This is a genomic window from Pseudonocardia kongjuensis, from assembly GCF_039526905.1.
Lineage (GTDB): Bacteria > Actinomycetota > Actinomycetes > Mycobacteriales > Pseudonocardiaceae > Pseudonocardia > Pseudonocardia kongjuensis.
The window spans coordinates 22277-34275 of record NZ_BAAAJK010000042.1; the positions used below are offsets into that span (position 1 = coordinate 22277).

The 11999-nt window shown below is 75.3% G+C and carries 11 protein-coding genes, 3 tRNA genes and 1 pseudogene; 9 read left to right on the forward strand and 6 right to left on the reverse strand.

The annotated features are described in order from the left end of the window. Positions 1-8 precede the first annotated feature (8 nt). Positions 9-296: a hypothetical protein gene (locus tag ABD160_RS26835; protein ID WP_344027372.1), complete on the forward strand. Its 288-nt coding sequence runs from the start codon at positions 9-11 to the stop codon at positions 294-296. A gap of 17 nt (positions 297-313) precedes the next feature. Here the strand turns inward: ABD160_RS26835 and ABD160_RS26840 are convergent, their stop codons facing one another. Genes ABD160_RS26840 through ABD160_RS26850 form a run of 3 tightly spaced genes read right to left on the reverse strand, consistent with a single transcriptional unit; the run spans position 314 to position 3175 of the window. Further along, positions 314-1330, reverse strand: coding sequence for an LLM class flavin-dependent oxidoreductase (locus ABD160_RS26840; protein WP_344027374.1), 1017 nt, complete (start codon positions 1328-1330; stop codon positions 314-316). 16 nt (positions 1331-1346) lie between these two features. Then, positions 1347-1949 (reverse strand): response regulator transcription factor, encoded by a 603-nt coding sequence (locus tag ABD160_RS26845; RefSeq protein WP_344027440.1) that lies wholly within the window; start codon positions 1947-1949, stop codon positions 1347-1349. Positions 1950-1963: 14 nt separating this feature from the next. Then, positions 1964-3175, reverse strand: a complete 1212-nt coding sequence (locus ABD160_RS26850) for a sensor histidine kinase (RefSeq protein WP_344027376.1) — start codon at positions 3173-3175, stop codon at positions 1964-1966. 56 nt (positions 3176-3231) lie between these two features. Here ABD160_RS26850 and ABD160_RS26855 point away from each other — a divergent pair. The 4 genes and pseudogenes from ABD160_RS26855 to ABD160_RS26870 all read left to right on the forward strand — a co-directional run. Then, positions 3232-3819: pseudogene (locus ABD160_RS26855) on the forward strand (ATP-binding cassette domain-containing protein); the annotation flags it as partial. Between the two features lie 175 nt (positions 3820-3994). After that, the gene (locus ABD160_RS26860; protein ID WP_344027444.1) at positions 3995-4318 is read left to right on the forward strand and encodes a hypothetical protein; all 324 of its coding nucleotides are present in this window, start codon (positions 3995-3997) and stop codon (positions 4316-4318) included. Continuing rightward, positions 4315-5079, forward strand: a complete 765-nt coding sequence (locus ABD160_RS26865) for an ABC transporter permease (protein ID WP_344027446.1) — start codon at positions 4315-4317, stop codon at positions 5077-5079. Before ABD160_RS26860 ends, ABD160_RS26865 begins: the two co-directional genes overlap by 4 nt. Positions 5080-5317: 238 nt before the next feature. Continuing rightward, a complete protein-coding gene (locus ABD160_RS26870; protein ID WP_344027378.1) occupies positions 5318-6358 on the forward strand; it encodes a 3-isopropylmalate dehydrogenase in 1041 nt (346 codons plus the stop codon). A 42-nt stretch (positions 6359-6400) separates the two neighbouring features. Here the strand turns inward: ABD160_RS26870 and ABD160_RS26875 are convergent, their stop codons facing one another. Further along, positions 6401-6709 carry an EthD family reductase gene (locus ABD160_RS26875; protein ID WP_344027380.1) on the reverse strand — a complete coding sequence of 103 codons (309 nt, stop codon included), beginning with the start codon at positions 6707-6709 and terminating at the stop codon, positions 6401-6403. Positions 6710-6895: 186 nt separating this feature from the next. Here ABD160_RS26875 and gltX point away from each other — a divergent pair, with 186 nt between their 5' ends. From gltX to ABD160_RS26895, 4 genes are all read left to right on the forward strand, one after another. Next, the gene (gene gltX / locus ABD160_RS26880; RefSeq protein WP_344027382.1) at positions 6896-8380 is read left to right on the forward strand and encodes a glutamate--tRNA ligase; all 1485 of its coding nucleotides are present in this window, start codon (positions 6896-6898) and stop codon (positions 8378-8380) included. Positions 8381-8434: 54 nt separating this feature from the next. After that, positions 8435-8506: transfer RNA gene (locus ABD160_RS26885), tRNA-Gln, on the forward strand. Positions 8507-8572: 66 nt separating this feature from the next. Next, positions 8573-8648 (forward strand) — tRNA-Glu (locus ABD160_RS26890). A gap of 71 nt (positions 8649-8719) precedes the next feature. After that, a tRNA-Glu gene (locus ABD160_RS26895) sits at positions 8720-8795 on the forward strand. Between the two features lie 501 nt (positions 8796-9296). Here the strand turns inward: ABD160_RS26895 and ABD160_RS26900 are convergent. Together ABD160_RS26900 and ABD160_RS26905 are read right to left on the reverse strand one after the other, a co-directional pair. Beyond that, complete coding sequence (locus ABD160_RS26900; protein ID WP_344027384.1) at positions 9297-11123, reverse strand: Hsp70 family protein; 1827 nt, start codon at positions 11121-11123, stop codon at positions 9297-9299. A 136-nt stretch (positions 11124-11259) separates the two neighbouring features. Continuing rightward, complete coding sequence (locus ABD160_RS26905; RefSeq protein ID WP_344027386.1) at positions 11260-11964, reverse strand: IclR family transcriptional regulator; 705 nt, start codon at positions 11962-11964, stop codon at positions 11260-11262. Positions 11965-11999: the final 35 nt, after the last annotated feature.

The window sequence follows — 11999 nt, forward strand, 5'->3', positions numbered from 1 at the left end:
GATGCGCGATGTGGCTGGTGAGAACGGTGCTGCTGTCCGCGACGGGGGTCGCGGTCGCACTGGCGCTGATGTTCCTGATCGCCTTCGTGACCGGCATCACGCTGACGGTGCCGGGGGTGGTCGCCGTCGAGTCGGTGATCACCGGGCCGCCGTCGGCGACGATGACCATCGGCCCCGGCCTCGCCCTGGTCGTCGCCGGGCTGGCCGTGCTGATCGAGGTCCCGGGCCGGCTGCGGGCGCGCCGGGCGCTCGCCGCCCGGCAGGCCACCCCGGAGCCGTGCGGGGCCGGGCGGTAGCGGGGCCCGGCCGTCGTTCAGCCGCGCGGTGCCCAGCCCAGCGCCGGGCCCAGCTTCGTCGCCATGTCGGTGAGGATCTGCAGGTAGTCCTCCGGCGGGAAGCCGAACGGCAGCGCGAACACCACCTCGTCGACCTCCCGGAACCCGGCGTCCGCGTACAGCGCCGCGGCGATCTCGTCCGAGCTGCCGACCAGGTCCCTGGCGAACAGCATGCCCGCCGGGCCCTGCGGCGTCCCGACCCGGACGTCCCGGGCCCTGGCGTACTCGGTGTAGCGGGCCCGCTGCTCGGCCGTCGCCGAGTCGGTCGGCACCACCACCAGGCCCTGCGAGACGCGCCCGGCCGGGTTCGCCGCGCGGTAGGCGAGGATCTGCTGCCGCTGGATCGTCGCGAAGTCGGTCTCCCCGGACGCCGGGGCCCGCACGACGCTGCTGGTCAGCAGGTTCAGCCCCTGCTCACCGGCCCACACCGCGGAGCTGTCGCTGCCCGCGCCGTACCACATCCGGTCGATCAGGCCGGGGGAGTGCGGCTGCACCCGCTCGGAGAACGTCTCGATCCCGACCGTCCCGGAGAACGTGCTCGCCGGCTCGCCGCGGACCAGCCGCAGCAGCCGGGACACCCGCTCCCGGCCGAAGTCCTCGACGTCGGCGGTGTCCGGGTACAGCGTGTCCCGCACGTGCTCCCACTGCATCGGCGGACCGACGCTGACCCCGGGCTGCAGCCGGCCGCCGGAGAGCACGTCCACCGTCGCCAGGTCCTCGGCCAGCCGCAGCGGGTTCTCCCAGCCCAGCGGGATGACCGCGGTGCCGAGCTCGATCCGCGACGTCCGCTGGGTGGCCGCGGCGAGCACCGCGACCGGCGAGGAGATGCCGTGCTGCAGGTGCCGGTGCCGGACGAACGCGCTGTCGAACCCCAGCCGCTCGCCGAGCGCGATCACCTCGAGGGTGGCCTCGTGGCCGGGACCCGGGTCGTCGGCGTCGAAGGAACCGATCGTCAGGAAACCGAGCCGGCGCAGCGGCTCCGGGGATGTGGGCACACCGGTGCCAACGCGGTCAGATCCAGCCCTCTTCCCAGGCCCGCCGGGCGGCTTCGTGCCGGGTCCGGGCGTCGAGCGTGGTCATCGCCGCGGACAGGTAGTTGCGCACCGTGCCCTGGGCCAGGTGCAGCTCGGCGGCGATGTCGGCGACCGTGCCGCCGGACCGCGTGGCGCGCAGCACGTCCAGCTCGCGGGCGGTCAGCGGGCAGTCGGCCTCGGTCAGCGCCATCGCCGCGATGTCCGGATCGACGAACCGGCGCCCGGCGTGCACCCGGCGCACCACGTCGGCGACCTGCTGGGCGGGCGTCGACTTGGGCAGGAACCCGGACGCGCCGGCGGCCAGCGCCCGGCGGAGCACGCCCGGCCTGGCGTGCCGGGTGACCACGATCGTCCTGGTCGGGGAGCCGGCGAGCCGCTCGCACACGCCGACCCCGTCGAGCACCGGCATCTCCAGGTCGAGCAGCGCGACGTCCGGGCGTTCCCGGGCCGCGGCGTCCACCGCGGTGCCGCCGTCGGGGCACTCGGCGACCACCCGGATGTCGTCCTCCAGATCGAGCAGCGCGACCAGCGCGGTGCGGGTCAGCTCCTCGTCGTCGGCCACCAGCAGCCGGATCGGCATCCGTTCCGCTGCACTCACGCGTCCACCCCCGCCGTGTCGCCGGCCTGTTCGCCGGCCCGGTCCCCCGGGCCGTCGGGCCCGTCCTCGGAGCCGCTGAGCAGCACCACCCGCAGCCGGAACCCGCCCGCGGCGTCCGGTCCGGCCTCGACGTCCCCGCCCCGCTTGCCGATCCGGTCCCGGACCCCGGCCAGCCCGGTGCCGCCGTGCGGGTCGGCGGCGGCCGGCTCGTCCGGGACGCCGTCGTTGTACACGTCCAGCTCGGTGCGGTCACCGGCCCGCCGCACGGTGAACCGCACCCGGGACGGGTCGCTGTGCCGGAGCACGTTGGTCGCGGCCTCCCGGACCACCGGGCCGAGCAGCACCGCGTGCACCGCGGGGACCACGGACGCGTCGCCGACCACCTCGGCGTCGGCACCGGCGGCGCGCAGCAGACCGGCCGCGTTGCGCAGCTCGCCCGCGAGATCGGCGTCCCGGTAGCCGCGGACCAGCGCGCGGGTCTCGGCGAGCGCGTCCGCGGCCAGGGTGCGGACGGTGCGGGCGTGCCGCGCCGCCGCCTCCGGGTCGGCGCCGACGAGCCGCTCGGTGAGCTCGGCGTGCATGGCGATCGCGTGCAGCGAGTGTCCCTGCACGTCGTGCAGCTCGGCCGCGATCCGGACCCGCTCCCGGGTGGTCGCCAGCTCCTCGGCCAGCCGCCGCGCCTCCTCCAGCCGGTCGAACACCCGGAGCATCCAGATCTGGCCGAGATCGGTCGCCGCCGGGAACGCGAGGAAGAACAGGGCGACCAGCGGGCGCAGCCACGGCGTCGCGTACTGCGGCAGGCCGGCCGCCGTCGCCCCGGCGGCCGCCGCGACGACCAGCAGCCCGGCGGCGACCAGGTCGGCGCGCCGCCAGCCACGCACCGCCAGCAGCACCGACAGCGCCACCCCGGGCACCAGCAGCCACAGCGCGGCGGCCCGCGGCGCCTGGTGGGCCACCACCAGCAGGCCGGCGGTCCCGGCCAGCAGCGCGGCGACGGCGATCCCCTGGCGGAGCACGGTGGGCGGCGCGCCGTCCGGCCGGACGAGCGTCAGGTGGGCGCCCGCCACCCCGGCGAGCACCAGCACCAGCAGCAGCGACGGCGGGCTGGTCAGCGGGTGCGGCCAGACGCCGTCGGCCAGCACGAGCGCCGCCATGCCGGTGAACAGCACCGCCGTCACGACGAGGCCGGAACGCAGGTAGACGCGCACCGCCCGGATCCCGCCGGCGGTCGGGCCCGCGCCGCGCCCGTCCGACCGCCTGACAGATGTCATCCCACGCCCCCGCCGAAGTCATCCCCGCCCGTGCGGTTCCGACCCTACTGACCGGATCGCCCGGTGGAGATGCTCGACGGGCACCGCCGGACCGGGGAGGACCCGATGCAGCTGCTGATCGACATCGTGCCCGCCGGGGTGTCCCGGTGAGGGGGCGGGACACCCCGGGCCCGGCGATCGAGGTGCGCGGCCTCGGCTTCCGGTACGGCGGCACGATCGCGGTCGACGGCGTCGACCTGGTCGTGCACCCCGGCGAGGTCTTCGGGCTGCTGGGCACCAACGGCGCGGGCAAGACGACGACGCTGGAGCTGGTCCAGGGGTTCCGCGCGCCGCACGCCGGCACCGTCCGGCTGTTCGGGCTCGATCCGGTCACCGCGGGGCGCGCCGTCCGCCGCCGGACCGGCGCCGTCCTGCAGCAGGCCGGGTTCCTGGCCGAGCTGACCGTCGCCGAGACGATCCGGATGACGGCCGCGCTCTCCAGCCGCACCGACGACGTCGACGGATGCATCGCCCGGGTCGATCTCGGGCACCGGCGGGACGTGCCGGTCGGGCGGCTCTCCGGCGGGGAGCGGCGCCGGCTCGACATCGCCACCGCCACCTGGGGCGGGCCCGACCTGGTGATCATGGACGAGCCCACCACCGGCCTGGACCCGGAGTCGCGCCGGGTGCTCTGGGCGATGGGCCGACGGCGCCGCGATCGTCCTGACCACGCACCACCTGGAGGAGGCGGAGGCGCTCGCCGACCGGCTGGCGATCATGCACGCCGGCCGGGTCGCGGTCGCCGGGACCCTGGCCGAGGTGCTGGCCAGCCGGCCCGCCGCCGTCACCGCGGAGCTGGACGCCGGGATCGGCCCGCCGCGGATGCCGGGGCTGAGCAGCGCGTCGGCCGGGCACGGCCGCACCGCGCTGCGGCTGGAGTCGGCCGACCTGACCCGCGCGACGCACGCGCTGACCGGCTGGGCGCTGGACGCCGGCGTCGTGCTGCACCGGCTGCGGGTCACCGGGGCCGGGCTGGACGAGGTGTTCCACGCCGTCAGCAGGGGGACCGGCCCGGCGGACCCGGCGGGGCGGGCCCGGTGAGCGCGCCGGCCGGGCGGCGCGGCGGCCGGTGGTGGCGGCTGGCGCCGGTGGAGACGCGGATGCTGCTGCGCCGCCGCACCGTGGCGCTGAGCCTGCTCGCCGGGCCGCTGATGATGGTGTTCTTCGCGGTCGTGGTGGCACCGGAGGACCCGGCGGGCTGGGGGATGCTGGCCGGCATCGCCGGGCTGGTCGGGATGCTGCTGTCGGTCTACGCGACCAGCGCGACGGTGTTCACGCTGCGCCGCGAGTCGGGCGCGCTGGCCCGGCTGCGGACGACCGAGCTGTCCGGGCCGGGGATCGTCGCGGCGGCCGGGACACCGCTGTTCGCGGTCGGGGTGCTGCAGACGCTGCTGGTGCTCGCGGTGTTCACCGCGCTCGGCGCCCCGCCGCCGGCACAGCCGCTGCTGCTGGTCGTCCCGATCGTGCTCGGCGCCGCGTTCTGCGTCGTCGCCGGGGCGCTGACCAGCACGTTCAGTGCGGGTGCCGAGAGCGTCCAGTTCACCGTGCTGCCGCTGGTGATCGCCACCTCGGTCGCCGCGAACCTGCTGGCCACCGGGATCGACGGGCCGCTGCGCGGGATCCTGCTGCTGGTCCCCGGCACCCCGGTCGCCGACCTGGTCGTGACCGCGTGGACCGGGGTGCCCGGCGCCGACGTCGGCGGCCTCGCCCCGGTCGTCCTCGGCCCGCTACTGCTGCTGGCATGGAGCGCGGTCGCGGTGCTCGGCGCCGCCGCCCGGTGGCGGTGGACGCCGCGCGGGTGACCGGGTCGCGGGTCACCCGGACGGGCGGTCCCGCGCGGTCCGGGCCCGGGCCGCGGACGTCCTGTGATGGGGTGCACGAACCACCGGAGGTGGCCGTGTGCCGCCCCGTGTGGGTTCCTGCCGACCGCGAACGGCGCACGGTTCACTCTCCGGGGCACCCTCCTCCGGGTGGCCAGGCGATGACCCTGCGTCGGCAGGCGGTAGCGTGCGGCCAGCAGTACGACGAGAGGACGAGGTCATGCGCCTTGCGGTCATCCCCGGTGACGGCATCGGCCCGGAAGTGATCAACGAGGCACTCAAGGTCCTCGGCGAGGTCGCCCGCGACGTGGAGACGGTCGAGTACGACCTCGGTGCGGCGCGCTGGCACTCCACCGGCGAGCTGCTCCCGGAGACCGTGCTGACCGAGATCAAGCAGCACGACGCGATCCTGCTGGGCGCGGTCGGTGACCCGTCGGTGCCGAGCGGCATCCTGGAGCGCGGGCTGCTGCTGCGCCTGCGCTTCGAGCTGGACCACCACGTGAACCTCCGCCCGGCCCGGCTCTACCCGGGTGTGCGCGGGCCGCTCTCGGGCAACGCCGAGATCGACATGGTGGTCGTCCGCGAGGGCACCGAGGGCCCGTACGTGGGCACCGGCGGGCTGCTCCGCAAGGACACCCCGCACGAGATCGCGACCGAGGTCAGCCAGAACACCGCGTTCGGCATCGAGCGGGTCGTGCGGGACGCGTTCGCGCGCGCCCAGCGACGCCCGCGCAAGCACCTGACCCTGGTGCACAAGACCAACGTGCTGACCTACGCGGGCGCCCTGTGGTCGCGGATCGTGGAGGAGGTGTCGCTGGAGTACCCGGAGGTCTCGGTCGCCTACCAGCACATCGACTCGACCACGATCCACATGGTCACCGATCCCGGCCGCTACGACGTGATCGTCACCGACAACCTGTTCGGCGACATCCTCACCGACCTCGCGGCCGCCGTCACCGGCGGCATCGGGCTGGCGGCCAGCGGCAACCTCGACGCCAGCCGCACCAACCCGTCGATGTTCGAGCCGGTGCACGGCTCGGCCCCGGACATCGCCGGGCAGGGCATCGCCGACCCGACGGCCGCGGTGCTGTCGGTGGCGTTGCTGCTCGACCACCTGGGCCACGGCGACTCGGCCCGCCGGATCGAGGCGGCGGTCGCGTTCGACCTCGCCACCCGGGACCACTCGGCGACCGGCAACACCTCGTCGATCGGCGACCGGCTCGCCGCGCTGGTGTCCAGCCGCGAGGTCACCACACCCTGATCCGCGGGACGGCCGCCGGGAACCCCGGCGGCCGTCCGTCGGTCACACCTCGTCGGCGGGCCCGGTCAGCAGGCTGACCCCGGCACCGGCGAAGTTCTCCAGGTCGGCGACGGCGGCCTGACCCTCCTCGCTGCCCATCCCGGCCTGGAACGCGGCCGCGTCGGCGAACTCCAGGATCGCGACCAGGTGGTAGTCGGGCTTCGCCCCGTCCGGACCGGGTGCCGGGCGGGAGACCACGTAGCGCTGCAGCCCGGGCAGCTTCTTCGCCAGCGGCGCGTGCACCCCGTCGTAGTGCCGGTCGAACGCGGCCGGGTCCTCGGGGTGGTTGTAGAGGGCGGTCAACTGGAACACGTGTCGGTTCCTTCCGGTGTCGGTACGGCGGCGCCTCGCTGCGCGCGCCACCGTCGACACTGCTGCATCGGCCGCCTCCGCACCACCTCCGGACGGACCGGTCCGGCGACGCTGTCGGGTGGGGGGTGGGGCCGGGCCGGAGACGGTGGGAGCCGCCGCGGGCGGCCGGACTACCCTGGGCCCACCATGAGTACTCCAGCCCAGGTCCGGGTGCGGTTCTCGCCGTCCCCGACCGGTATCCCGCACGTCGGTCTCATCCGCACCGCCCTGTTCAACTGGGCGCACGCCCGCCACCACGGCGGCACCCTGGTGTTCCGGATCGAGGACACCGACGCCAGCCGGGACTCCGCCGAGTCCTACCAGGCCCTGCTCGACGCGCTGAACTGGCTCGGCCTCGACTGGGACGAGGGGGTCGAGAAGGGCGGCCCGCACGGCCCGTACCGGCAGAGCGAGCGCGGCGAGATCTACGCCGACGCGCTGCGCAGGCTGATCGAGGGCGGCGAGGTCTACGAGTCGTTCTCCTCCGGCGAGGAGATCGAGGCCCGGCACCGGGCCGCCGGGCGGGACCCGAAGCTGGGCTACGACAACGCCGACCGGGACCTCACCGACGAGCAGAAGGCCGCCTTCCGCGCCGAGGGCCGCTCCCCGGTCTACCGGCTGCGGATGCCCGACTCCGACATCACCTTCACCGACCTGGTCCGCGGCGAGATCACCTTCCGGGCCGGCCAGGTACCCGACTTCGTGCTGGCCCGCGGCGACGGCACCCCGCTGTACCCGCTGACCAACCCGGTCGACGACGCGCTGATGGAGATCACCCACGTACTGCGCGGCGAGGACCTGCTCGCCTCGACGCCGCGCCAGATCGCGCTGCTGCAGGCGCTGCAGCGGGTCGGGATCGGCAACGGGCCCTTCGTCTACGCGCACCTGCCGCTGGTCACCGGCGAGGGCAACCGCAAGCTGTCCAAGCGCGATCCGGAGTCCAACCTGTTCCACCACCGGGACCGCGGTTTCGTCCCGGAGGGGCTGCTCAACTACCTGGCGCTGCTCGGCTGGTCGATCGCCGACGACCGGGACGTGTTCGGCCTGGACGAGATGGTCGCCGCCTTCGACGTCTCCCGGGTGTCCGGCAACGCCGCCCGGTTCGACGTGAAGAAGGCCGAGGCGATCAACGCGGCGCACCTGCGGCTGCTCGCCCCGGACGACTTCGCCGCGCGGGTGGTGCCCTACCTCGCGGCCGAGGGGATCGAGCTCACCGCGGACCAGCGGGACCTGCTGGCCGCCGCCGCGCCGCTGGTGCAGGAGCGCAGCCAGGTGCTGTCCGACGCGGCCCGGATGCTCGCCTTCCTGTTCCGGGACGAGGAGAGCTTCGCCCCCGATCCGGACGCGGCCGGGAAGAACCTGAACGCCGACGCCGAGCCGGTGCTCGACGCCGCCGTGGCTGGCCTGACCGAGCTCCCCGAGTGGACCGCGCAGGCCATCGAGGAGTCGCTCAAGAGCTCGCTGGTGGACGGCCTGGGTCTCAAGCCGCGGAAGGCGTTCGCCCCGGTGCGGGTCGCCATCAGCGGCCGGACGGTGTCGCCGCCGCTCTACGAGAGCATGGAGCTGCTGGGCCGCGAGCGGTCGCTGGCCCGCCTGGGGGCCGGTGTCCGGCACTCCCGGGGCATGGGTTAGAGTACGTGCAGCACGGAGATCGGGGCCCGGTCGAAATGGGGCCCCGATTTTCGATGGGGTATGGTGTAATTGGCAGCACGACTGATTCTGGTTCAGTTAGTCTAGGTTCGAGTCCTGGTACCCCAGCGGAAATCGCCTCCTGGTTCATCCAGTTCCAGGCCCGGATTTCTGACATCGGCATCATCTCGTCTCGGCCCCGTCGTCTAGCGGCCCAGGACGCCGCCCTCTCAAGGCGGTAGCGCGGGTTCAAATCCCGTCGGGGCTACCACGCGAGATGTCTGTCGCGTCCGGTTCACGGTTCGTCCGTGGTCCGGTTCAGAGATGAATACCGATGTTCCTGGTCCCGTCGTCTAGCGGCCTAGGACGCCGCCCTCTCAAGGCGGTAGCGCGGGTTCAAATCCCGTCGGGACTACCACTGCGGAAGGCCCCTGCTCCATGCGGAGCGGGGGCCTTTCGTTCGTGCCGGGGGTGCGAGCGGCCGCGCAATCGCCGGCCGGGCGGGACCGCTGTCCGGCTCGGGCGGGACCGCTGTCCGGCTGTGGACCGCGCCGGTCGCTCGTGCCGCTCGCTCGTACCGGCCGGCGGTCCGTGCCGGTCGCTCGTGTCGGCCGGCGGTCCGTGCCGACCGGTGCCGTGGCCGCGGCGTGGTGGGCGTGCGGCCGGGACGGTCCGTCCGTGGGCGTGCGCGGCGCGGCGTGGTGCTCGCCTGCCTGCGGATCCTCCGGCGGCGCGAGCGCGTGACCGGCGCGATGCCGGGCCCGAGCGGTACCCCGCGCCGCGCGAACCGCCGGTCGCGCGCGGCGGTGCGGGATCGGTCGGTCATCCCCCGCCGGCTGCTCGGGAGGTGGCTCCACCGGCGGGCTGACACTCGTGGTCGACGGCGGAGGATCGTCCGTCGTCGGCGGGTCGACCGGTCCTACTCGACCGGTGGGTCCACTGGCGGCGGCGGACTGCTCGGCGTCGTCGTGGGCGGAGGGTCGTCCGTGGTCGGGTCGACCGGCTCTGTCGTCGGCGGGTCGTCCGGGGTGGTCACCGGGGGCGGCGGGGGCGGCGGCGCCTCCTCCGAGGTCGTCCGCACGGTGGTCCGCTCCCGGGTCGGCTCCGGGTCCTGCCGCTGCGGCGGCGGGGGCGCCTCCTCGCTGGTCGGCGGCGGCGCCTCGCTGGTCGTCGGCAGCGCGGGCAGCTCGGGCGTGGCATTGCTCACCGAGCGGTCCTGCGGCCAGAAGAACACCGCGCCCAGCACGGCGAGCGCGGCCACGACCCCGCCCGCCCCGATGAGCACCGCCGGGGAGCGCCGCGCCATCGCCGACGGCGGCGGCGAGACGGTGGTGCCGTCGTCGTAGCCGTAGCTCGCGGTGGCCGGATCGTCGCCGGGGTACCCGCCGTAGGGCGGCGGCACGACCGGGATCCGGTCGGTCGGCGGATCGGCGTTCGCGCCGTCGAGGTAGGCGGTCTGCCCGGCGGGGAGCTGGGTGGTCGGCGGCGGGCCGGCCGGGATCCGGCCGGTGACCGGGTCCGGGCCCTCCCAGGGCAGCGGGCCGGGATCGTCGGCCAGCGCGGCACCACCGGCAGCACCCGCAGCGGCACCACCGGCAGCACCCGCAGCGGCACCGGCGGCAGCGCCGGCGGCGAGGCCGGCTCCCGGCGGGGTCGCGGTGGCCGGATCGACCGGGCCGAGCGCGAGCACCGCGCCCTTCGCGATCGCGTTCTTCGGGTCGGCGTCGACCTGCACCGGGCGCCCGAGCTCGGACGACACCAGCTGCGCGACCAGCGGCACCCGGGACGAGCCTCCGACCAGCAGCACCACCGACGGACCGGACGCGGCCAGCCCGGCGGACTCGATCGCCCGCTGCAGCGCCTCCACCGACTCGTCGAGCCGGGGCCGGATGCGCTCCTCGAAGTCGCTGCGGTGCAACCGCACCGTCGTCCGGATCTCGCCCAGCCAGACCGGGATCGAGACCTCGGTGTCGGCGGACAGCGCCTCCTTGGCCTCGCGGCAGTCGCGGCGCAGCCGGGCCATCTGCGACCAGCTGTCCGGATCGGCCTCGTCGAGCGCCTCGAACGCCTGCGGCACGGCCTCCCGGACGTGGTCGACGACGGCCTGGTCGAAGTCCGCGCCACCCAGCTGCTCGACGCCCTCGGGCCGGCCGAGCAGCGTGAACAGCGTCCCGCCGATGACGGTGCCACCCGTATCGGTGGTCCCGGCCGCCTCCTTGCGGACGACGGCGGCGTCGAACGTCCCCCCGCCCAGGTCGTAGACGGCGACGGTGGCGCCGCCCTCGACCCGCTCGTTGGCGGCGTAGTGCAGGGCGGCCGACTGCGGCTCGGTGAGGAAGGTGACGGCCAGTCCGCGCTCGGCGAGCGCGCCGGCGAACAGCTCCCGCTTGTGCCCGCCCCAGGACGCCGGGTGGGACACCGCGATCCGGTCCGGCGGACCGCCCTCGATCCGGGACACGATGTCGACGACGTGCCCGGCCAGCAGCGCGGACAGCTGCTCGGGGGTGAAGGCGTGCTCGCCCAGCGGGATCGGGGTGGGGTCGCCGATGCGGCGCTTGAACTCGCGCGCGACCCGGTCGGGCTCGGTCAGCGCGCGGCGCTCGGCGGCGTCGCCGAACAGCAGCGCACCGTCCGGCGCGCAGTGGACCACGGACGGGATGTCGACCGAGTGGTCACCGAGAGTGACCATCTCCGGGCCGGGGCTACCGGAGCGGATGACCGCGGCCGCCGTCCTGGTCGTGCCCACGTCGACACCCAGGAGGTAGCCCGCCGATTTGCTGGTAAGCACAGTCTCCCCGGAAGCACTCCACCGTCGTCACGGGACCGGCCCGGTGCCGGACCCCCACACGGTAGTGGGACGGGGGATGTGCCGGGGCCCGGGGTCAGGCCAGCCGGTGCTGCAGCGCGTCGGCCGCCGCGAGCAGGTCGGCCGCCCAGCGCACGCCGGGCCGCCTGCCGATCCGGTCGACCGGCCCGGACACCGAGACCGCGGCGACGACCTGGCCCGCGGCGTCGCGGACCGGGGCGGAGACCGACGCGACGCCGGCCTCCCGCTCGGCCACGCTCTGCGCCCAGCCGCGGCGGCGGACGTCGACCAGTACCCGGTCGGAGAAGGTGGCGTCGGCGAGGACCTGCCGCTGGGTCTGCGGATCGGACCAGGCGGCCAGCACCTTGGCGCCGGACCCGGCGGTCATCGGCAGCCGGGAGCCGACCGGCACGGTGTCGCGCAGCCCGGACGGCGGCTCGGCGTGCGCGATGCAGATCCGGTGCACCCCGTCGCGGCGGTAGAGCTGCACGCTCTCGCCGGTGATGTCGCGCAGCCGGGGGAGCACCGCGGCCGCCGCGTCGAGCAGCGGATCGGGCCGCCCGCCGGCCAGCTGGCCGAGCGTCGGGCCCGGGTGCCAGCGCCCGTCCGGCGTGCGCAGCAGCATGCCGTGCGCCTCCAGCCCGACGGCGAGCCGGTGCGCGGTCGCCCGGGGCAGGCCGGTGCGCTCACAGAGCTCGGCCAGCCCACAGGGTCCCTCCGCCGTCGCGCGGAGAACCCCCACCGCCTTGTCGAGCACGCCGATCCCGCTAGACTGTCCCACGTTCCGATACTAACGTCCCAGATCGTGGGAAGTCC

Bases quoted from the DNA above. Each gene is read 5' to 3' on its own strand.
- ABD160_RS26835 (WP_344027372.1), top strand. From the start codon at position 9: ATGTGGCTGGTGAGAACGGTGCTGCTGTCCGCGACGGGGGTCGCGGTC.
- ABD160_RS26860 (WP_344027444.1), top strand. From the start codon at position 3,995: ATGCACGCCGGCCGGGTCGCGGTCGCCGGGACCCTGGCCGAGGTGCTG.
- ABD160_RS26870 (WP_344027378.1), top strand. From the start codon at position 5,318: ATGCGCCTTGCGGTCATCCCCGGTGACGGCATCGGCCCGGAAGTGATC.
- gltX (WP_344027382.1), top strand. From the start codon at position 6,896: ATGAGTACTCCAGCCCAGGTCCGGGTGCGGTTCTCGCCGTCCCCGACC.
- ABD160_RS26845 (WP_344027440.1), bottom strand. From the start codon at position 1,949: ATGCCGATCCGGCTGCTGGTGGCCGACGACGAGGAGCTGACCCGCACC.